Origin of the sequence: Vibrio satsumensis (assembly GCF_050337435.1) — a bacterium.
Taxonomy (GTDB): domain Bacteria; phylum Pseudomonadota; class Gammaproteobacteria; order Enterobacterales; family Vibrionaceae; genus Vibrio; species Vibrio satsumensis.
Window position 1 is genome coordinate 25,647 of sequence record NZ_JAKJSX010000005.1, and the last position, 21,023, is coordinate 46,669.

Sequence of the window (21,023 nt, forward strand, 5' to 3'; positions counted from 1 at the left end):
TTAACTACCCAGAGAGAGACTGTACAGATTGAGATTAACGCTTTCACTTATCACGTCTTCAACCCGCTCGAACGCAAAACCCAGTTTAGTCAGTAGTGCGATGCTTCGAATGTTATCAGAGGTAGTGATGGCAACTAAATGATCGATGTCAGCATTCTGCTTAGCTTGTTCGATTATTGCTTTTGCCGCTTCATGAGCAAACCCTTGCCCATACACTTCAGGAACAAAGCCATAGCCAATATCATGCGAGTCTAAGCTATCTCTTTTAATTAATCCGCAAATACCAATTGGGGTTAAGGAATCCTTTATTTCGACCATCAATAGGCAAACACCCTTCTCTTCATGCATCTTAAGAATGTTGTTTTCGATGTACTCGACAGCCTTTTCAGTGTCGCTGATTTCCTTATCACCAATGTAACGCAGGAAATCTTCTGAGCTGTATAATCGTTGAATAAACGCCGCATCTTGAGGTGTGATCATTCTTAATCGTAAGCGTTCGGTCTCGACTGCATGCATAGTGATATTTTCCTTGCTGAATACCATGTAAATATTGAGTTCTAGAGCTAAAATGATTATCCTCCACCGCCTAAACTAAATACAAGGCTATGCAGCAATGAACCGTAAGAAAAAAATTAATCAAATTCTAAAAAAGAAGCAGAAACAGGCGAATTCTAAACTGCATAGTAGCAACAAGCCTCGCTACATTTCTAAAGCTGACCGTGCAAAAATGGAAGCTGAAGAACAGGCTAAAGCAGCTCAAGAGCAGGCTGAAGGCACAGTCGAAACAACTGTTGAAGCTGAAGAGACAAAAACTGCAGAGTAAGTTTATACTCGCAGCCCTTGTCTAGCTCAATACACAGAGCAGATGAACAAAAACAAAAAAAGCAGCCTCTATTTGGGCTGCTTTTTTGATCGAGCGGTTTATTAGCTCACTTATTTTAGCCACCTAACCTTTGAAAGGTTGCACTTCCCAACGAGCAAACGGTGCTTTTGCGTTGATTCCTGCTCTACCCCAACGATCAACAGAATCCACAACCAAGATACGCTCATTCGGTACCAATGATTTAATCAAGTTGCTTGGCTTTTTCGCTGTAACTAACCATAGAGCATCGTCTTCTGAAAACATCGCTTTGAGTTTGGCTTTGTCTTGTTCTGTCCATTCAAGTTCAGCTTTGAACATACGTTCTTCAACAAACAGTTGAGTACCTGAAGCGAAATCTTCCAAGCTTTCTGAAAGCAACAATACAGAGTCTACGTCGTTATCCAGTAAGACTGCTTGTTGCTTGTTAATCAGTTCACGCACATCAAGCATTACACGCTGTAGGTTGCTATCAATGGTCTCAGCTTGCGCCGGCCACAATAACTTAAAGTCATCAGCAACAATCGCCGCCATACGAATCAAGTTGGTTGGGTTTAACCATGCGTATTTAGACACATCGCCATTTGATAACGTCAGCGTGGCAACACCTTGTGCTCGTGGTGTAATGGCTTGAGCGGCATCAACCTCAACCAAACGGATATTGCCCTGTCTTGCGTAAACAAATGTAGGATCAGCTTGCCAGATGGATGACAACGTGACTACTACCGTCGCCTTTTCGCCGGATTGAAACACTTTACTTGCCCCCTTGGTACCAAACCAATTCGGCAGACGATCAATACCATAGCGCTTTGGTGGCAGGTACTCCGTCGTGATGTCAGTGCCTTTAGTTAGCTCTGTCGCTAGTGCATAGGTTACAGGTGTACTCGTTAGAATATCTTCTGCATTCACGTTCAGTGACATCACAGAACCAGCTATTAACACACTACCAAGCACACCTACTTGAGCCGCTGTTTTTACTGAACTAGCGATACGTTTTATTGAGCTAGTGATACGATTCATTAAACAAGTCATGATTACGCCTTTCTTACAATTCGGTATAACGTTGCTGCTAGGAAAAACGTTGCAGAAACGATGATGATTGAAGCACCTGACGGTACTGGCAATTTAAGTTCCATTGGTAATACCGTACCAACCAGACAAGCAATGGTCGCAAGCAGAGCTGATAACAGCACAAAGCTACCCATGCGTTTAGTTAGTAGTCGAGCCGTCGCACCTGGAATCAATAACAAAGCGCCTACCAAAACTGCACCCACGATCTTCACGGCAGCAATCGTGACTAACGTAATCATCATGACAAACAGGTAGTCGTAGAAACTGGTGTTGTAACCGCGAACCTTCGCAATATCAGGACTGATACAGGTAAGCAGGATACGGTTGAATGTCGGTATCAAAAGCAAAATGATGATCGCGCAACTGCCTGCGAGAATCGCTAAGTCTTGGTCCGTTACCGTAAGGATCGAACCAAACAGTACGTTCTCAAGCATGTGAATATTGATCTTACGAGCCACGTACATCAGTAACGCTGCACCCACTGCCAATGCCAGCGCAAGGAACACACCAACCAAGGTATCGTATGGAACGTTGGTTCTATTTCTTACAAAATGAAGAAGCAGAGCGAAGATCATACAGAAGCTAAACAGACCAATGATTGGGTTTTCTGGTGGCTCACCAAGCAAAACACCAATTGCAATACCAGTTAACGCGGCGTGACCAACGGCTTCTGAGAAGAAAGCCAGACGCTTGGCAATCACCAAAGTACCCAGACCACCTAATAGAGGACCAAGTAGTAACGCTGCAACCAAAGCGTTTACCATGAAGGCATACATGAAGCTTTCTGATAACAGACCCGCTTCAACACCACTAATGGCAAGTTGTCGTAACCAATCCATTACGCAACCTCCTTCGATTCAGAAATTGCAGCGCCACTACTGTAATGCTGGAACAGACGCTCAATCTTAGTTGGATGCAGAACTTGCTCATGCGGGCCACTATCCACTAAGAATCGGTTAACGACATGTACGTTCGCTTCAAGTCGACGAACTGCCGTGACATCGTGGTGTACCGCAAGAATCGTACGACCTTCATTAACACATTCACGAATCAGCGATTCCAGATAACGCACGCCCTGCTCGTCCATACCGGTCGTAGGTTCATCCAACACCAATAGACTTGGGTTATCCAATAACGCTTGAGCAAACAACACGCGTTGCTGCTCACCACCCGATAACTGTCCCATGCGGCGGTCGCTGCGTGTCGCCATGCCAACGCGGTCTAACTGGGCAAGAGCAAGATCCAATTGCTTAGATTTACGGCGCCAAAACAATGGGATTCGCGTTTGATTAAGCAATACGAAGTCCATGACCGTCAAAGGTAAGCTAGACTCGAACGTCGCTTTTTGAGGTACGTAACCAATACTCGGCTTTTCTGGCCAGTGGATATTGATTTGGCCAGAGAAAGGCGTAAGACCAAGTACAGAGCGTAGCAATGAAGTTTTACCACCGCCGTTTGGCCCCATGATCACATGACATTCGCCCGCTTTCAGTTGGAGCGATATATCATCCAGAATCACGTTATTATCGTATTGCAGGCCGAGTTTATTAATTGAGATTGATGGACCTAACATTATGCGTTCCCGCTTTTAGCTTGGTTCGCCGCCGCAAATTTCATGGCTTCGATCAACGTCTCTAGATTCTTCTTCATCTCAACTTCTACTTTATCGTCTTCGTATTCGCCATGCGTCATGTGAGAGAAGCGATAAAGCTGAACGCCTGTTTCCGCTTCAATCGTGTCAACAAAACGGTTTGGCATGTTTAGCTCGTAGAACAGAACATCAATGCCTGATGCGCGGATCTTCTCGATCGTCTCTTGCAGCTGGCTAGCACTTGGTTCAACACCGTGTGCAGGCTCAATTACTGCCGCGACATCCACACCAAACTCTTGAAGAATATAGCCATAAGCGTTGTGTGTGGTCGCAACCTTCATACCTGATGTATCGAGTTCGCCCAGTGACAGCATTGCATCACGCTTTATAAGACGGAATTGCTTAGCGTATTTACGTGCATTCTTGCGATAAAACGCAGCGTTGTCTGGGTCGAGCTTAGAAACCTCGCTGGCAATGGTGTAAACCTTTTGAATGGTTGTCGAAAGCCCAACAAAAGTATGCGGGTTAACGGCACCCTGACCAACAGACTGACCAAGAGCAGGAAGTAGAGGTACATCTTTGTTTGCTTCGATCACGACGAGGTCATCACGTTGCGCGGCTGAAATCACTTTAAGCGCGAAGTCATCGTGACCAATACCGTTTACCACGATTGCATCCATCTGGCTCAATCGCTTCAGGTCGTTCGGTTGTGGTAGGTAGTTATGTGGGTTAAAGCCAGCGTCAACCAAAGGAAGAATGTTCACTTTGTCTCCGACTACGGCTTTCACATAGCTGTAGTAAGGTTGAAGTGTGATACCAATCGTCAGTTTGTCACTGTCGACATTGTATTCTTTTGCTAATGCATTAGGTGCCATGAACACCGCTAGTAACGACATGAACAGAGTCATAATTCGCATAGTAATTCTCTTATTATTAGTGAGCATCACTTTCATGATGCAGTTCGATTTCTGATTCATTCACAACCATTTTCCAGCCGGCAGACTCAAGCATTTGTTGGTCAAAAGTATCAGGCTGTTTCGCTACACCATCGAAGAAGATCCAGATTTCTGGAGAAACGCTGTTCGCGTTTAAAATAAAAGAATCTGCAAAACCATGATCAGTTGGTGTAGCTTGTCCACTTGGTGTCGCATATTCACTTGGAGTAGAGAAATAATAACCACGCTCGTCCAATAACCAAGTATGAGAACCTTTGCGCTTCCAGCTTTGGTCTTCTACAAATGGCGCAACCCATTCATCTTTAAGTGATGCGACACTCGGCCATTCGCCGTCTGAGTCAATACGCAGGTCACGAATCTCTTCATGAGCCAAACGCAGCTCTGATAACATCGCCAAGTTTTCTTGTTCAACATCGGTCACCAAAATTTGATGATCAAGCACTGCTTTAACGTAGGATTCTGCCTGATGAAATGGGATAGCGACCGTGGCAAAGCTCAGGATGAATACAATGCTCAGCCCTACCCATTTGCCTTCTCTGCCACCCGTGTCTGCACGTACACCTTCAATCATCATTTCTCACTGATCTCAACAACGTCTACTTCAACAGGAAACTCGTGGCCTGAATCAAACACAAGATAGAACTCAGTGTCTGGGTTTGGAAACTCAACGATAGAGCGCTTATCCGTCATCTCTTTCGCAATCAAGTTGTCTTCGTAGTCGTACATCTCAACCGCGTAATCAATCGCTTTACTACCGTCTGAATAACCCGCTTCACAGGCCACGGTTTTGCCTTCAAACCAGCAACTCATCAATGGAAAGTGTGCTTGTGCAGGTAATGCAGCGAAACCAAGTCCCAGTGCTAAGCAAGGAGTCATTAATGCGTTAAGTTTTGTTTTTATTGTCATGGTTCGTACCCTAGCCACAGTGCAAATTCTCAGTAATAAACTGAGCGATAAAGGGCTCAAATGAGCCCTTAAGTTTTTGGTTGCTTAATCAGGAGCCTAGCCCCCGATAGCACAGATTATTGAAGCAGTGTTTCGAACGTTAGGTGAACGTTCGCGCTTGCTTTGTCTGCCAGTGGGTTGTCAATCAACTCACCTTTGTAGTTCGCTTTCATTACGTAACGACCCGCTACGTCTGGAGTAAAGGTGATCTCGCCGTTCTCATCGCTCACCACGTCAATCTGCTCTTGGTGGTTGCGGTAAAGCGTACCTTCACGAGTGATTTCCGCCTTCACGCCTTTCTGAACATCACCGTTGTAGAAGAACTGGAACGTTACGGGTTCGCCTTCAACGATGTCTGATGGGTGTGTCACAGGCTTCATTTCAAGAAGCTTGCCTTCAATTTTAAAGACTGAATCTGTTGGCTTACCTACCGTGATGTAGCTTTCTGCGCGCGTGAAGCTGATTTGTGTTACCACGTCACGTGATTTTTCAGGAAGCACAGAGCCACGCTCCGCTTTGTTTGCCTTCATCCATTTCACCGTGTCACGGCGGCCTGCTTTGTATTGTGTGTAGTAAGACGGTTCATTGTTGATCGCAACTTTGTGCGTACCTTCTTCTTCAAAATAGAAGTCGAAGATAGAACGGCGCTTACCACGAATAACAAAGTTAGGACGCTCGCTGCGACCGTCTGGCATGATGACATGAGCATTTTCGCTACCAGCAGGCTTATCAAACACAAACGTACCGTGAGACGCAGTTACGTCGAACGTTAGCCAATCACCACCTTCTTTAGATACAGTGAAGTGAGATGGCAGGATCCAACGCGGGTGAGCTTGCGCTGTTGTCGTTGCTGCTAAACCAAATGCCATAACACCCGCTAGTGCAAGTGCCTTAATTTTTATCTGTTTCATCATGTTCAATTCCATTATTTATAATTGTTAGCCGTGTCGCTCTATCTGAGCCTACGATGACGACTGTCTATTCTGTTCAGTTTGCTTTTGCGATTTCGCACTTACTATCTAGCGATATAGTTCAGAGTGATTTCACCCGTCTCTTCCGTTGCCTTTAGCTCATATGAAGCATTTGTATCCGTTAGTGATACTTTTTGACGAAGGTAATTACGGCCACCGTGTTCGCGAACAACTTCGATATGAACCGTGTACTCGCCTTGTTCTAGCGTTTCACCGCTGTCGCTCTTGCCATCCCAAACGAAACGGTACTGACCAGCAGGGCGTGTTGCAGACGTCACAGCGTCAACCAGTTCACGATCGTAACGGCCAACCTTTCTCCACCAGCTACGCAAATCCTTAAGCCATTCGTCTTTACCGACCCAAAGCTCGATGGTTTTCACTGACTTTCGTTCGCTGTTCTCTACCCATACCGCCACATAAGGACGCGCGTACATAGAGGTATCGATCTTTGGTAGCTTAAAGTTCACATCAAGTTTTGCCGTATCAGGGATCGCTTGTGCCATAACTAGGCTTGGCAAAAAAGATAAAGCAAGAAGTGCCTTACTCCAGTTCATTTTTTTCATGTTTAACAACCTTTTAAATCCGTTTAACCTTAAGTTCGTTCTTCAATCCGATTCATCAATCGAATCAAGTGTTAAGGCACGGCGACAAAATAGATAACAAGTGAGATTGCAGACCCAAACACCGTCCACTTGATGGAGGTATTGAGTGTCTTTTTCTTAGGTAGCAGTAAGCACACGCCAGTCAGCACAAAGAAGATCATCAGTAGCGCGGTGATATCGATAAACCATTTCCATACTTCTCCGCTGTTACGACCTTTGTGTAGATCGTTCAACAATGCGATAACGCCGTAATTAGTGGTTTCGACTTCTACAAATTCAGACGCAACGTCAACAAACACGGAAGCGTTGTAGCCTGGTCCTTTGAAGTCCATAGACACTTCACCGATCAGCAACTCACCGTCTTCAATCTCTGCGTAGATGTCCAAACCTGAAGGAACGCCGGAGAGGTTAGCTTCTTCAAACAGAAACGTTTCAAATGCTGTCTCGTCAGCTTTTAAACGGCCGTCTTGGATTGTAAATAAACTCGTAGGAAGCGTTAGCGTAGAGCGTTGAGTATTGGGTTGGCTTGATTCAAAGAACTCAGGTCGGTTCAGGGTGATACCTGTCACTGAGAAAAAAAGAACCACGAACAGAAGTGCCATAGAAATATAAACATGAAGTCGACGAGCCCATGACTGAACCGCCCTACTTTTTAACGACATACAAACCAATACCTATAAATTTTATGGCGACAATTTAGTTGATAATCATTCGTATTGGCATTCAATTTACATTGTTTACGTTTGCCGAGCGGCGTAAGGAAATTTACATAACATTACATCGGAAGTAATCGAACTGTATGCATATTCTTGCTAACGTGTACTAGAGGGATTTGATTCGTTCTATTAGAGGTAATCGATAACAGGGTCAAAGCTCAAAAAACCTCAATCTCAACATCCTTGACTGAGATGGGTTTAAGGTAACAGTTGTGGCTTTAAGGATAGAAAGTTGGGACTATTTGACCACTGGTTTGAGATAGCTAATTAAGCTTAAAAGGATTTGAAATGCGTATTATTGTTTTGGCTTTTGCTGCGCTAGCAACGGCGTGTACCAGTCAAGTAGCCAGCACGGAAGAACATATTCAACAATACATCGGTTCAGACATAACCGATGTACAAGAACGTTATCTCACCGAACGCTCACGCCCTATCAGTTTTTGGGCGTCTCGCAACTATGCTTGGATTGAGACGAAGAAGCCGTTAGACAATGGTTATACAGTACACGCATTCAAAAATCCTTATCGTGACTGCACCATTAATTGGGTCGCTGATACCAGTGGCGTAATTCAGAGTGCGACGTCCAGCGGCACGATGTGCGAGCCTTAATCGCCAAAAATTAAAAAGGGTGTCATTTGAACCATCAAATGACACCCTTTTCTCTATATCACTTTCTCTTGTCTTCTGTTGTGCTATTAGCAGTTAAACGTTGCCGTTGTCACTCACTGTTCTTAGCTGAGTCAGATATTTAATCCAACCTTTTGCTTCAGAAGAAGGCTCAATGTTGTTCGCACGTTTCGCTTGAGCAAGAGCATTATCAAGATTCTTTAGCTTGTACCATGAACGTACTTTCGCTAAAGCAACATCAGCTTGCTTGTTCTTGTCTTTCACTTTATCCAAAACAACCAGAGCACGATCGTAGTAACCTTGCTGAACCAGTAATTGAGCCACGTTCCAATGATATTGCGTGTCTTTTTTAGACGCTAACGTCCACACTTCAATCGCATTGTCCCACTCTTTCGCTAACTGCCAGTAGGTTGCTTGCTCAGCCAGAAGTTGAACATCGCTGTTCGCATCGTCTAACTTACTAATTTCTTGCGCTGCGCGCTCTGGAATACCACGTTTAGCATAAAGCTGAGCCAGTAGTCGGCGGTCTGAGTTTTTCAGCTCAACACCTTGTAGATCCGCCAACGCTAACGTGTTCAATGCATCGCGGTTACGTTCTAGTCTTAACTGAATGCCCACAAGTTGACGCCACCAGTTGTCTTTTTCTGGCTGAAGTTCAATCAGGCTTTCCAGTGTCGGAATAGATTGCTTCCACTGCTTTAACTGTAGTTGCGCACCCAGTTTTAGAGACAGAGGCGACAGTTCTGATTTTGCATTGAACTTATCACGATTACCAATAGCTACTAGTGCTTTTGACCAGTTTTCGATTTGGTATTCCGCTTGTGCAATTCGCATCCAAAGCACGTCTTTCTTTTCTGCCTCTGGTGCTGTTTTTACTAACTCGTAGTAATGTGGAAGCGCGTTTTTGAACTGCTGATCGTTTAATAACAGATCCGCAAGCATACGCTTCGTTATCCAAGCTTGTTCATCCACCAGCAAATTAGTGTCTACGGCATAAGTAAGCTGCTTAATTGCCTTATCCGTTTTGCCATCTTGCCAGTAAAACACACCCAGCATACGAGCTACGTACGCTTTGTCGTAGCCCTTAGAAAGCTCTAAACCTGCAAGTACGTCAATGGCCTGTTTAACCTGTTCATCTTGAGCAAGCTTATGCGCCTTTTGAACACGAATAGCAGTATATTGGGTTAGCTCTTGTGCCTGTGTTGTAAGGGGCATTAACAACAAGCCCACTAATATCCATATCTGTTTCATCATTTTGCCAACTTAAACTCTAGTTTCACGGTTTGACCAACCTGAGCTATCGCTTTTCCATCGACGACTTTCGGTTGATATTTCCATTTTTTAAGTGCTCTCATCGCTTCACGTTCAAACATACGACGTGGGTTTGCGTCAGTGACTTGAATATCAATTGGGCGCCCCGTTTCATCGATGGTAAAAGACATAATCACATGGCCTTCAGCTCCACGCTTAAGCGCTTTCGCTGGGTAACGAGGCTCCACTCGGTACAAAGGCATTGCTTGTTGGTTTGACCCAAAATCAGAGAATGTCGGTGCGTTAATCGCTAGGCCATCAATGGATGTATTCAAATCCAATGAAGGCAGAGAAGACATCGAATTCAGAGGCGTAACTTCAGCTTGTGACTGAGATGTTTGCGCTTCCGGTGGCGGCTCTGGCATTTCTGGTTTTTCAGGGACTGCACGTTGCTTTCTTTGGACTTCTTGTTCTTGTTCCACCATCACCATGTTGAAACTTACCGTCTCACTGTTGTCTGGTGAACGTTGGTGGCCATTATCGACCATCCAAGCCATAAAAGAAAACAGAGCTAAGCCCAATGCGCCCGCTAGCGGTAAAGCAAGAAATAGGCGAATCATTTATGAAGATCCTCCAAGATCATCGCTTTTCAGCAGCAAGCGCAATGTTTTTAACACCCGCACCTTTCGCGGCGTCCATCACTTTAACAACCGTACCGTTGTAAGCGTGCTCATCCGCTTGAATAACCAAAGAAGCATCAGGTTGTTCTAGCAACAAGTGTTCTAACGTTGCTTGGACACGTTCAACATCAACAACACGTTTATCGATGAAGATGTCATTCGCAGAAGTAATCGCAACAAAGATGCCCGCATCCTTTTGGCTTACTACGTTAGACGCTTGTGGGCGATTGACTTCAACCCCTGATTCACGAACAAATGAACTGGTCACAATAAAGAAAATAAGCATGATAAATACAATATCAAGCATCGAAGTAAGGTCTATTTGAGCCTCTTCGTTTTTTGAATGACGTCGACCGAGTCTCATCGTTGACTCCTTAAAGATTTTTCTAATTTCAATTCTAAGCGGTTACACACTTTCGCTAAACGAGCGTGAACAAACATGCCCGCTAATGCAGCAACCATACCCGCCATGGTTGGCAGTGTTGCCAACGAGATACCTGAAGCCATCAATTTAGGGTCACTGCTACCTTGTGTCGCCATGACATCAAAAACAGAGATCATACCGGTAACGGTACCTAGCAAACCCAACATCGGACAAATAGCGACTAACAGCTTAATAAAATTCAAGTTTTGGTTAAGTAAGATACTCGCTTGCCCTAACCAACCTTCTCGAATGGCCTTAGCATGCCAAGAAGAGTGATCTTCTCTTTCATGCCACTTAGTAATCCAAGCTTGGCGCTGCTTTGGAAAGTAGAACGCAAGATAAAGCATACGTTCTACTACAAGCACCCAGTAAACTAGGACAACAGCTGCTAGCCACCACAGGACGAAACCGCCCTGCTCCATAAAGCTTGATAAAGACAGCAGCCAGTCACTCGTTAACCAACTCGCTGGTAATAGAGAACCCGACAGAATATCCATTACGCAGCAGTCCCAACTGGTGAAACGACAACTTTTGATTCATCCGTCTTTTCTGCCTGCTCAGCAACGAGGCCAATACCTTGTTTCTCAAGAATATTGCGAATGTTTTCAGCCTGAGTGCTAAGAATGTTATGCGCTAATAGAAGGGGCATTGCAGCAACAAGACCAAGTACGGTTGTTACAAGTGCCATCGAAATACCACCCGCCATCACTTTAGGGTCGCCATTACCAAACTGTGTGATCACTTGGAATGTTTCGATCATACCCGTTACTGTACCTAGAAGGCCCAACATTGGTGCTAGTGCTGCCAATAGTTTAAGCATTGATAGGCCTTTCTCTAAATGAGTCTGCTCATCAACAACCGCTTCTAAAAGTCGCAACTCTAACGCTTCTACCGTTTGGTTTTGCTCTTTGTTGTAAACTGCAAGAACGCGACCAAGAGGGTTGTCGCCCGCTTGTTCAGGGTTCTTCAGTTGTGCGCGAATTTTCTGACGAGCGATAGCTAAAGAAATACCACGAACCAATGCGATGATTAAGCCAATTGCAAGCAAGCCAAGAATCACTTTACCAACAACACCACCCGCTTGAAGGCGATCTGTGAGGCTTGGTGTTAGCGCTAGTTGCTCTAGCATGAACCCACGAGAAGGATCGACAACCACGTTAGACACGTCGCCATTAGCTAATGTAGATAGCGATGCTAAAGTTGGACCATTCGATGGTTGTTTCAGATACGCAATCGCATCTTCACGCTGAGTGTTCCAGCTAACATAGCCTTGGTCTGTTACTAAGCCGATTGAACCTAAGCGATAAGCGTCGACAGTTTGTGTATTGCCTTCACCATTGATGAATGCAATTTGAGATTTGCTAAGCTCAGAGCTCGCTTGGATCTGTTCAACCATACTCATCCACAAACCGGTCAGCTGTGGCATTGAAGGCAGTGATTTAGCATCAATGATTTGATCAACAGTTGCAGTGTATTCAGCGCGATCAACACTGTTCACGGTTGAGCTAAGTTCTGCGCCGAGTTCTTTTGCGTTTTGACGAACGACACCGAACAGCTCGCCTAAGCTACCGGTTTCTAAACGCAGCTTCTCTTCTAAGCGAGCAAGCTTGTTTTCGTTATCACTGAAGGTTTGAGTCAGAACATCTGTCGCACCTTGGATAGAGGTACGTTTCGCTTCAAGCTGCGCTTTGATCGCTTTCAGTTCTTGTTCTGTCTTTTTGAAATCAGCTTCACGCACCACGTTGTGAGAAGCTTGAGTTCGGCTTTCTGATTTTGCTTTATTAACAAGCTGAGCTGTCGTGTCTGATGCAGAGAAAGCAGAAAATGAAATGGACGTAATGCAAAGCAATGCTGCTAATGGTTTTAAGTTCATTACTTAACCTCCGCAACAGTTAAAGAAACAGGTAAAGTAATTAGGCTTGGCGCCGCTTGTTGGCTAGCAATATCGTACGCTTTATCTAGTTCAGACTTCATTGAAGAATCTAACTCTTGCCATTGACCTTTTGTTTGATCCCAAGACCAATATTGGCTGCCATTTAGGTTGCGAGCAACTAAAGAGATACGACCTAGGTGCAACACGTCAGCTTCAATCGTTCTGTCGCTGCTCAATACTACTCGACCTTGATAAGCACCTAGCTTGATGCCGTAGTCCATCTCAATTTGGTATGCCTCTAAAATACGGCGGTATTTCTCAGCATCACTCACATCAGCACGAGTCATCATTGCTTGCAGCTTTTCTACTCTTTCTAGACGCTGTTCTTTCTTGATTGGCACATCTTGCTCAACTAACTGTTGAAGGCCATCAATCATCTGGTACATCAAAGGCACAACACCTTGACGTGTGTATTTGATTTCGTCGATCTGCCCTTCAATGCTTTGAGCTTCTTGATTTTGGCTGTAAACCAAGGCGGCAAGGTGATCGTGATAGATTTCTAGGTTTTTGACTTCTTCTTGCAGGCGCTCAATCTCAGCTTGCAGCATTAAAGTTGCTTGTGAGCTTTTATCAATAACCTTTTGGCTCGAAGCCGACGCGTTATTGGTTTTATTTTGAATTGATTGAGCTTGTTCTAAGCTATTTGCCATAGAAGACGTTGCGGCCAAACTGATGGCAAGCGCTAGGCTAGTTTTTAAAAGATTCATAATTGTAGTCATTTACTATAAGAAGAAGGTCAAATGAGTTTTATTGATAAGCGGTCTCATTATCATTAAAACCCACTCACATAGCTAGGGATATTTTAAGAAATAGCAGAATCACGAAAGGGGAAAGTCGAAACCTTCCCCTCTATATTTAAGCTAACAATAGTACCCTACTAACAAATTAGTATTTTACCTGTAAAGTCGCCATGTAGTTGCGGCCTTCGCCGATTACTACGTCTTCTGCAAATTGGTGTTTTGAAGAAGTTGAACCACCACCCGCTAGGTATTCTTTGTCAAATACGTTCTCTACTGTTAGACGAGCAACGAAGTCTAGAGAGTCGTCGTACTTAAGCGTGTATGCTGCACCCATATCGACACGAGCATAGCCATCTTTCTTGAACGTGTTCGCACTATCACCGTAACGAGAACCCTCGTAGATAAGGCCTAGGTTAACATCAACTTCGTTTGTCGCTGCGTAAGTAGACCAAACGCTTGCTGCAAACTCAGGTACGTCAACTGGACGGTTACCTTCATACGTTTCATGGTTCGTGATTTCTGCATCTAAGTACATTGCTGAGCCAGACATAGAGAATTTTTCAGAGATAAAACCTTGCGCGGCTAACTCAGCACCACGGTGAACTTGTTCGCCACCTTGTGTCTTCGTCCAATCGCCTGATGAAGTGTCTTCTACATCCATTGAGATGTTTTCTTGGGTAATATCAAATACCGCACCAGAAACGAATAGACGTTCGTCCATCAGTTCCCACTTAGTACCGACTTCATAAGAAACACCCGTCGCGGCATCAAGAAGTTCACCATCGTTCGTGTAATTGCGGCTACCGCTAGAGACAACGCCTTGTGGTTCAAAGCTTTCAGAGTAAGAAGCGTAAATGCTACCGTTTGATGCTGGGTGGTAAATCACGCCAAGCTTAGGTGCTACGTTTTCTTCTGCAACGCCATCACTTACTTTACGGTCGAAACGAGCGCCCGCAAGAACTTGCCATTCGTCATTGATAGTAATCAGATCTTGAATGTAGAAACCCCAAGTATCGTAAGTGCTCATCTTACCTAGCGATGTTGGACCCACTGACGGTGCTGGTACCGTTGCATCTGGTGCGTATTCACCGCTGCTGAAGCGATCCATACCACGATAATAGCTGTAGCCTAACCAGTTAGCGCCGAATAATAGTTGGTGCTCTGTGCCAGCAAGATCAGCGGTTGTTGTTAGATCGACATAAGCTGTTCTGAAACGCCATTTGTCGTGACGGTAGTTGCCGCCTTGAGTCACGGTGCCTGTACCGTCAGGATTCATGTTTGAAAAGCTTGGGTAGCTTTCCATATCGATACGTTCGAAATCTTGGTAGTTGAAACCTGTTTTTAAAGACCATGTGTCAGTCAGGTTAGCAGCAATATCAAAGCCTACGTTCTCAACATCGTTTTCAATCTGTGACCACTGCGCATCCCAGATGTGCTTGTCGCTACCCACGCGGTTGCCATCTAGTGTGTATAGTGCACCAGAATCTACGCTACCTTCGTCATTGGTCTTGTCGTAGTGAACAGAAACCATTACGTCTTCAGTTACATCGTAATCAACGAATACACCGCCAACAAAACGCTCAGTCTGTGGTTCGGTACCGTCACCGTATGTTCTCCAAGAGCCGTAGCTTTCTTTAGACACAATTGCGCGACCACGTAAAGTTTCCGCGTCGTTCAATGCGCCACTTACATCAACAGTCGTACGAGAGTGATCATTCGAGCCAATGTCTTGGCTTAAGCTTACTTGCGTGTCGTAAGTAGGTTTCTTACTGACCATGTTGATCAAACCACCAGGTGCAGAAATACCGTAAAGAAGACCAGAAGGTCCTTTAAGTACTTCAACACGTTCTAGAAGTTCGATTGGTTGACGGTAGTGTGACCAATGTTGCTGGCCATTTTTAAGGAAGCCCGAAGAGCTTTCTACCGAAAAACCACGTAATGAGAAACGCTCACGGTTACGGCTTGTACCACCCGCACTTACACTTGCGTCATTCTTAAGAACGTCACCTAACGTCGTTGCACGCTGTTCATCGATGATTTGCTCATCGATTACTGAAACTTGTCCCGGAGTCTCTAATTGAGTCGCCTCCATGCGCATTGCTGTTGTGTTCGTGTCGGCTTTGTAACCGTAGTCACGACCTTCAACGACCATATGCTCGTCTGTTTTTACTGTTTCTGCCAATACTGCTGGTGAAGCTAATACTGCACCGATCACTAAAGCCAATGGGCTCTTTGAAAACATGTCCTTTACTCCGCTTTTATTCTTTATCCGAACACCTTGTTATTTATTCGATGTGTTCGTTGAACCGTTTCCGGTACCACTGAATTATTTCGGGAGTGAATATAAGTGATAATTATTACCATTTGCATTAAATTTACATTCTTTGCATTCGTAAAGTTTTGTAAAGGCGTATTGATGACTTGTTTTTATGATATTAAGCAAAACCAATTCAATACAGATATTTAGAGAGCATTTACGCTAAAAAATGGTTGTCACTATCCAGTCTTTTTGAAACGGCGTTATTGGCCGGGTCAATTTAAGACGCGAAGATCAATAAGAAATTCATCTCTTCTTATTTACTACCTTTGAAATGACAACTTTATGTATAAAACCCTCGATAGATGTAAAATTATGGTGAATTATATTGTTCAATTTTGTTTAATTGACACAAATATCAGTGATTATGATCACATCTATAATTTCAAACTCATTTTTTGTTTTTCGATTTTAACAACCGACTGCTAATCTCCTGCTCACTTTGAAAAGGTATCAAAGTTATAAATAATAAGGAGTGTTCTAAATGAATACCAAGAAACCTATGTCTCTGACCGGTCGAGTAATCCTCGGTATGGTCGTAGGTATATTAACGGGATTTGCCATTCAATCCCTTTTTGCAGACAGCGGATTTGTTAATAACTACATCGTTAACGGATTCTTTGAAGTAGGCGGGCAAATCTTTGTCGCCAGTTTAAAAATGCTTGTTGTGCCACTAGTCTTCGTTTCACTAGTGTGCGGTACAAGTTCTCTTAAAGACTTATCAACTCTTGGCCGTATGGGTGGCAAAACGCTTGCACTTTATATCGGTACTACAGCCGTTGCTATCACTCTAGCACTCACTATCGGTAACCTGTTCCAACCTGGAGCTGGTGCGGATCTTACTGCTGCGAGCTCTTTCAAATCAGCAGATGCCCCTTCTTTGGGCCAAGTAATCATCGACATGTTCCCAACCAACCCTATTCAGGCGATGGCTGAGGGCAAAACGTTACAAGTTATCGTATTTGCAGTGTTGTTTGGTATCGCAATCAGTGCAGCGGGCAAACCCGGTGAACGTATCGCCGCCGTTTTCTCTGATCTTAACGAAGTGATCATGAAGCTAGTTGCGCTACTAATGAACCTTGCTCCTTACGGCGTATTCTTCTTAATGGCGAAACTGTTTTCTGGCCTTGGCTTGGGTGCGATTTGGAACCTAGCAGAATACTTCTTAGTACTTGCAGGTACCCTACTGTTACACGGTTTGGTTACTTACAGCGCAATGCTTAAAGGATTCACAGGTCTTAGTCCGATTACATTCCTACGTAAGATGGAAGATGCCATCATGTTTGCATTCTCAACAGCGTCTTCAAACGCAACGATTCCAGTAACCATGGAAACGGCTAAGAACCGTATGGGCGTAGACAACAAAGTAGCATCTTTCACAGTACCACTAGGTGCGACTGTGAACATGGATGGTACTGCTATCATGCAAGGTGTTGCGACTGCGTTTATCGCACAAGCTTACAACATCGACCTGACTATGGGCGATTACCTGATGGTTATCCTAACGGCGACACTGGCGTCTGTTGGTACTGCAGGTGTTCCTGGTGTCGGTCTTGTTATGCTAGCGATGGTATTAAACCAAGTTGGTCTACCGCTTGAAGGTATTGCTCTAATCATGGGTGTTGACCGCCTTCTTGATATGATCCGTACTGCTGTAAACATCACAGGTGATAGTGCCGTATCTATCATTGTTGCTAAGTCTGAAGGTGCTCTTGATGAGTCTCGCTTCAACGACCCAGCTGCTGGCGAGAAAGAAGAAGAAGTTAAGCTAGCACGCCAACAGGCATAATCTAGTTTCTCTGACGCTCTTGCCTTCGAGCTAAGGTGTAATTAATGGCTACACCTTAACTCACAAAAAGCGCATAAACAGAAACGCCACTGCAGATGCAGTGGCGTTTTTTATTGGGTATCGTTTTTTGAATTCGTATTCGGTATTAACTATCTCTAGAAAAGTACTTAAATTAATCGTCGATTGGGAACATAAGATTGACCCTGAGTCCCCCATCTTCTCTATTCTCAGCAGTAACGTGCCCATTCATCACACCCATTGCTTCTTTAACAATCGCAAGCCCAAGACCATAACCACCAGACTGTTTATCACGGGCTGACTCAATTCGTGTAAAGGGATCGAAAATCCCTGCTATTTTGTTATCAGGAATACCATCTCCGTCATCTTCTACAGATATGACGCTGTAACGTTTGTCTATGACCTGTTCATATGTAGTGACGACAACATGCGCACTATCACCAGCGTATTTAATGGCGTTACCCACCAAATTGCCGATAACCCTTAGCAACAGTCGCTCATCAATATTTACCATTGAAGTCGGAGTATCTAAATCTCCGATTAAAGTTTGATTGGTTTTTAAATCACTTTGCATTTGGGCAATCAGCATCGAACAGTAGTGCTCAAGATGCATTAGCGTTAACTTAGAGTCGTAGCGAGACGTTTCTAGTCGGCTGAACTCAAGTATCTCACCCACCAGCTTATTCATCTCTTCTGTCTCATTTTCCATCCGTTCAAGCAATCCTAAGCTTTTCTCATCCACCTTATTGCGTAGTAAGTGTAATACGAGGTTTTGCCTTGCTAATGGTGTTCTCAGCTCATGTGATACATCACGAATCAGTCGACGCTGCTTTTCTGCCAGAGACTTGATCTCAAATGTCATATGATCAAAATCATGCGCTAGTTCGTTGAACTCGCGCGTCGTGGAGTTTAACTCCGAAACCACACTGACAGTAAAGTCACCTTGAGCAAGTCTGCGGCTAGCCTCCCTCAATCTATCCAGCGGTTGTTGCAAGCTCTTCGCCATAATAATTGAGAACAGCGATAATACGACTAGAGCAATCAAAGCTTTGATCATATAGGAGTATGGAGCAAAGGATTTAGCCGGATGGAACTGGTGCGGTAGTTGAATTACGAGCGTGTTGCCATTATTCAGAGGTAGGCCGAATATAGGCTTACTAACACGATCACTCAGTTGATGATCTAAGCTGCGCAAGTACTTCAATTTGAATTCAAAATGCGGATGCATGTTACGGTGCGTGATCGGTCGATTATCTTCATCGATAACGAACAGATAATACTGTTGAGCATTACCCCAATCCGCGAGTTCATCCATGTCTCCATCTTCGATCAACACATTCGCTTGATAAGCAAGATCCAACATTTCAGCTTTAACGGACTCAGGGACTTTTAGCAGAGCTTTCATCAACGCTCTTTCAGCGACGCCTTGAAGAATCAAGATACTGACTAAGATAACCGTGAGATAGCTAAACAGTTGGAAAGTGAGCCCGTCTTTACGTTTAGCAATGAACTCCGGGCAGCGTACCAACTTAGCACTCATGCTCCGACAGACTCTAGGTAACTGTAGCCTTTACCACGCACGGTTTTTATATGCTGTTTCGACAAGCCAGCCTGAACCAATTTTCGGCGTATATTGCTAATATGCATATCTAAGTTACGGTCGAAAGGACATAACTCTTTCTTCAGGACATGTATCTGCAGATCAGACTTGGATACAACAATACCATCATTTTTGATCAGATAATCAAGTAGGTCCTTTTCAGTCCCCGTTAGAGGTAAACGGGAGAGTTGTTCACACAAGCCGTGATTAGATGAAGCAAAAGATTGCCTCTGACGCTCGAACCCAACTCGGCGCAAGATCACCTTAATTCGGGTTAAGAGTTCAGGAACATTAAAAGGTTTAGCGATGTACTGGTCGGCTCCAGCTTGATAGCCATCGAGCATTGAGGCATCGTCATTAAGAGCGGTTAGCATAAGAATGGGAGTAGCAAAACGCTGACAAATACGTCTTGCTACTTGAATACCGCTTAGATTTGGAAGCATTACATCGAGTAAAACCAAATCAACAGGGTGAGACTGAATAAACTCTAAAGCCGATTCACCACAATGAACGGTATCAACGTGATACCCCTCATTTTCCAATACTTCACCCAGTAACTCACACAACTGAATATCATCATCAACAACTAAAACGCGAGACATTGCACACACCGATAAATAAGAACTGTTTGCATTCTAATTATCGTTATTATTGATTTCAATTATAAAGTGACTGATTTCCTCTATAGAAGAAAATCTTTTTCGATCGGTACAAATTTTGACGCAGAATCGATAAGATTTTGAGCGGTTAATCCCGGGACACCATACACTTCAACAGGCTTACCAAAACGCTCTTTGATTCGCTCTACAAGAATTTCAAAATCACCATCTCCTGATACTAAAACAATCGTATCAACCGTCTCTGCAAGCTCTATCGCGTCTAACGCAATACCCACATCCCAGTCACCTTTTGCACTACCATCTCGACGCTGAATAAACGGCTTTAACTTCACATTAAACCCCACACCACGAAGGATATGATGAAATTGACGCTGCTTTGGGTCTTGGCTTGAGATTGCGTAAGCATTAGCTGCAACAACATTACGCCCTTCCGTGGCAACATACCAAAACTGGTTATAGTCAAAGTTAGAACGGTATTTATCCCGTGTTGTGTAGTAAACGTTCTGAACGTCGACCAAAATTGCTATGTTTTCCATAAATTCATACCTTTAGATTTTCCGTATACCCTATTCTATTCACTTCTAAAATGCGAGTCGCTTTAGACAATAAAAATGAACCTATCCGCTCTCTTTAACGTAAATCTAACTATGCTTATTGTATGCCGATTGGCTTTACTCGTTGCTCAATAAGACTGAATTTCAGACGAGTCACATTCAAATAACGATAAGGCTTAAAGTTATTTAAGGGAGGCTGGTTATGCTACACCGACAAACACGCGAAATGTGCTTAAGCATCAAGTCAACCCAATCAGTGCTGCCTGTGGATCAACCATTCGGATCTGGCGTTGGTACTGGTTTGCTTAAACTAATGACTATCAGCATAATCTTAATCATGTGTATGGCGACTAACTCAGCCCTCGCCTACCCAGCGTACTCTCACTCCAAAGCACTACCGCACCGAAGTGTTATTTATTTCGCACCAACCGAAGATTCGATCGTTAAAGAGTTTCTCAATGAGGTTTTGATCAATAACTGTCAGTTAGAAGAAAGAGATGTTGTCATTATGGTCATTGCGGAGAGCGGCTACACTGTCCCAAATTGGTTAGTGGAAGAGTTTAACCTGGAGGCGGTAACAAACAGCTATGACATACCGAAAGGATCGCACACCGCGGTATTGATCGGTAAAGACGGAAAAGAGAAGCACAGATGGAATGGTAAGACAGATTGGAACCTAATCACCAACATAATTGACGAAATGCCCATGCGCCAGCAAGAAATGCAGCGACAAGGCAGCCGCTGCAGTATTTAATCTTC

At 44.1% G+C, this 21,023-nt stretch carries 24 protein-coding genes; 4 read left to right on the plus strand and 20 right to left on the minus strand.

The window, feature by feature from the left end; all coding sequences use genetic code 11:
* On the minus strand, positions 1-516 hold the full coding sequence (locus L4C44_RS05905) for a GNAT family N-acetyltransferase (protein WP_372385047.1): 516 nt from the start codon (positions 514-516) through the stop codon (positions 1-3).
* A gap of 97 nt (positions 517-613) precedes the next feature.
* Here L4C44_RS05905 and L4C44_RS05910 point away from each other — a divergent pair, with 97 nt between their 5' ends.
* Positions 614-823 (plus strand): DUF2986 domain-containing protein, encoded by a 210-nt coding sequence (locus L4C44_RS05910; RefSeq protein ID WP_086714063.1) that lies wholly within the window; start codon positions 614-616, stop codon positions 821-823.
* Between the two features lie 123 nt (positions 824-946).
* Here L4C44_RS05910 and L4C44_RS05915 read toward each other — a convergent pair whose 3' ends face one another.
* The 9 genes from L4C44_RS05915 to L4C44_RS05955 form a co-directional block, all read right to left on the minus strand.
* Entirely contained in the window at positions 947-1,891 is a 945-nt protein-coding gene (locus L4C44_RS05915) for a metal ABC transporter substrate-binding protein (RefSeq protein ID WP_428804598.1), read from the minus strand.
* A gap of 2 nt (positions 1,892-1,893) precedes the next feature.
* A complete protein-coding gene (locus L4C44_RS05920) occupies positions 1,894-2,769 on the minus strand; it encodes a metal ABC transporter permease (protein ID WP_004739197.1) in 876 nt (291 codons plus the stop codon).
* On the minus strand, positions 2,769-3,503 hold the full coding sequence (locus L4C44_RS05925) for a metal ABC transporter ATP-binding protein (protein ID WP_428804599.1): 735 nt from the start codon (positions 3,501-3,503) through the stop codon (positions 2,769-2,771). The genes L4C44_RS05920 and L4C44_RS05925 overlap by 1 nt, the downstream gene beginning before the upstream one ends.
* Positions 3,503-4,438 carry a metal ABC transporter solute-binding protein, Zn/Mn family gene (locus L4C44_RS05930; RefSeq protein ID WP_428804600.1) on the minus strand — a complete coding sequence of 312 codons (936 nt, stop codon included), beginning with the start codon at positions 4,436-4,438 and terminating at the stop codon, positions 3,503-3,505. Before L4C44_RS05930 ends, L4C44_RS05925 begins: the two co-directional genes overlap by 1 nt.
* A gap of 16 nt (positions 4,439-4,454) precedes the next feature.
* Positions 4,455-5,051: a DUF6162 family protein gene (locus L4C44_RS05935; RefSeq protein ID WP_428804601.1), complete on the minus strand. Its 597-nt coding sequence runs from the start codon at positions 5,049-5,051 to the stop codon at positions 4,455-4,457.
* A complete protein-coding gene (locus L4C44_RS05940; RefSeq protein WP_048608222.1) occupies positions 5,048-5,383 on the minus strand; it encodes a hypothetical protein in 336 nt (111 codons plus the stop codon). The genes L4C44_RS05935 and L4C44_RS05940 overlap by 4 nt, the downstream gene beginning before the upstream one ends.
* Positions 5,384-5,499: 116 nt before the next feature.
* Positions 5,500-6,336, minus strand: a complete 837-nt coding sequence (locus L4C44_RS05945; RefSeq protein WP_285954466.1) for a DUF4198 domain-containing protein — start codon at positions 6,334-6,336, stop codon at positions 5,500-5,502.
* A 101-nt stretch (positions 6,337-6,437) separates the two neighbouring features.
* Complete coding sequence (locus L4C44_RS05950; RefSeq protein WP_428804602.1) at positions 6,438-6,956, minus strand: DUF2271 domain-containing protein; 519 nt, start codon at positions 6,954-6,956, stop codon at positions 6,438-6,440.
* A gap of 71 nt (positions 6,957-7,027) precedes the next feature.
* Positions 7,028-7,657: a PepSY-associated TM helix domain-containing protein gene (locus tag L4C44_RS05955; protein ID WP_428804603.1), complete on the minus strand. Its 630-nt coding sequence runs from the start codon at positions 7,655-7,657 to the stop codon at positions 7,028-7,030.
* A 342-nt stretch (positions 7,658-7,999) separates the two neighbouring features.
* On the opposite strand from L4C44_RS05955, the gene L4C44_RS05960 reads away from it, so the two are divergent.
* Positions 8,000-8,320, plus strand: a complete 321-nt coding sequence (locus L4C44_RS05960; RefSeq protein WP_285954463.1) for a hypothetical protein — start codon at positions 8,000-8,002, stop codon at positions 8,318-8,320.
* 93 nt (positions 8,321-8,413) lie between these two features.
* Here the strand turns inward: L4C44_RS05960 and L4C44_RS05965 are convergent, their stop codons facing one another.
* From L4C44_RS05965 to L4C44_RS05995, 7 genes are all read right to left on the minus strand, one after another.
* Complete coding sequence (locus L4C44_RS05965; RefSeq protein WP_428804604.1) at positions 8,414-9,592, minus strand: tetratricopeptide repeat protein; 1,179 nt, start codon at positions 9,590-9,592, stop codon at positions 8,414-8,416.
* Complete coding sequence (locus L4C44_RS05970; RefSeq protein ID WP_428804605.1) at positions 9,589-10,209, minus strand: energy transducer TonB; 621 nt, start codon at positions 10,207-10,209, stop codon at positions 9,589-9,591. Before L4C44_RS05970 ends, L4C44_RS05965 begins: the two co-directional genes overlap by 4 nt.
* 19 nt (positions 10,210-10,228) lie before the next feature.
* Positions 10,229-10,633: an ExbD/TolR family protein gene (locus L4C44_RS05975; protein WP_004731145.1), complete on the minus strand. Its 405-nt coding sequence runs from the start codon at positions 10,631-10,633 to the stop codon at positions 10,229-10,231.
* Positions 10,630-11,190, minus strand: a complete 561-nt coding sequence (locus tag L4C44_RS05980; RefSeq protein WP_146490411.1) for a MotA/TolQ/ExbB proton channel family protein — start codon at positions 11,188-11,190, stop codon at positions 10,630-10,632. The genes L4C44_RS05975 and L4C44_RS05980 overlap by 4 nt, the downstream gene beginning before the upstream one ends.
* Positions 11,190-12,566, minus strand: a complete 1,377-nt coding sequence (locus L4C44_RS05985) for a MotA/TolQ/ExbB proton channel family protein (RefSeq protein ID WP_146490410.1) — start codon at positions 12,564-12,566, stop codon at positions 11,190-11,192. Before L4C44_RS05985 ends, L4C44_RS05980 begins: the two co-directional genes overlap by 1 nt.
* Positions 12,566-13,333 (minus strand): DUF3450 domain-containing protein, encoded by a 768-nt coding sequence (locus L4C44_RS05990; protein WP_146490409.1) that lies wholly within the window; start codon positions 13,331-13,333, stop codon positions 12,566-12,568. Before L4C44_RS05990 ends, L4C44_RS05985 begins: the two co-directional genes overlap by 1 nt.
* A gap of 178 nt (positions 13,334-13,511) precedes the next feature.
* Positions 13,512-15,608 (minus strand): TonB-dependent siderophore receptor, encoded by a 2,097-nt coding sequence (locus tag L4C44_RS05995; RefSeq protein WP_146490408.1) that lies wholly within the window; start codon positions 15,606-15,608, stop codon positions 13,512-13,514.
* A 559-nt stretch (positions 15,609-16,167) separates the two neighbouring features.
* On the opposite strand from L4C44_RS05995, the gene L4C44_RS06000 reads away from it, so the two are divergent.
* A complete protein-coding gene (locus L4C44_RS06000; RefSeq protein ID WP_146490407.1) occupies positions 16,168-17,472 on the plus strand; it encodes a dicarboxylate/amino acid:cation symporter in 1,305 nt (434 codons plus the stop codon).
* Positions 17,473-17,644: 172 nt separating this feature from the next.
* Here L4C44_RS06000 and L4C44_RS06005 read toward each other — a convergent pair whose 3' ends face one another.
* The 3 genes from L4C44_RS06005 to L4C44_RS06015 form a co-directional block, all read right to left on the minus strand.
* Positions 17,645-19,030: a histidine kinase sensor domain-containing protein gene (locus tag L4C44_RS06005; RefSeq protein WP_428804606.1), complete on the minus strand. Its 1,386-nt coding sequence runs from the start codon at positions 19,028-19,030 to the stop codon at positions 17,645-17,647.
* Entirely contained in the window at positions 19,027-19,692 is a 666-nt protein-coding gene (locus tag L4C44_RS06010) for a response regulator transcription factor (RefSeq protein WP_060981260.1), read from the minus strand. Before L4C44_RS06010 ends, L4C44_RS06005 begins: the two co-directional genes overlap by 4 nt.
* An 80-nt stretch (positions 19,693-19,772) precedes the next feature.
* Positions 19,773-20,246 carry a LabA-like NYN domain-containing protein gene (locus L4C44_RS06015; RefSeq protein WP_004731130.1) on the minus strand — a complete coding sequence of 158 codons (474 nt, stop codon included), beginning with the start codon at positions 20,244-20,246 and terminating at the stop codon, positions 19,773-19,775.
* Between the two features lie 220 nt (positions 20,247-20,466).
* Between L4C44_RS06015 and L4C44_RS06020 the strand changes: the two genes are divergently transcribed.
* Positions 20,467-21,018, plus strand: a complete 552-nt coding sequence (locus tag L4C44_RS06020) for a DUF4174 domain-containing protein (protein ID WP_146490405.1) — start codon at positions 20,467-20,469, stop codon at positions 21,016-21,018.
* Positions 21,019-21,023 lie beyond the last annotated feature (5 nt).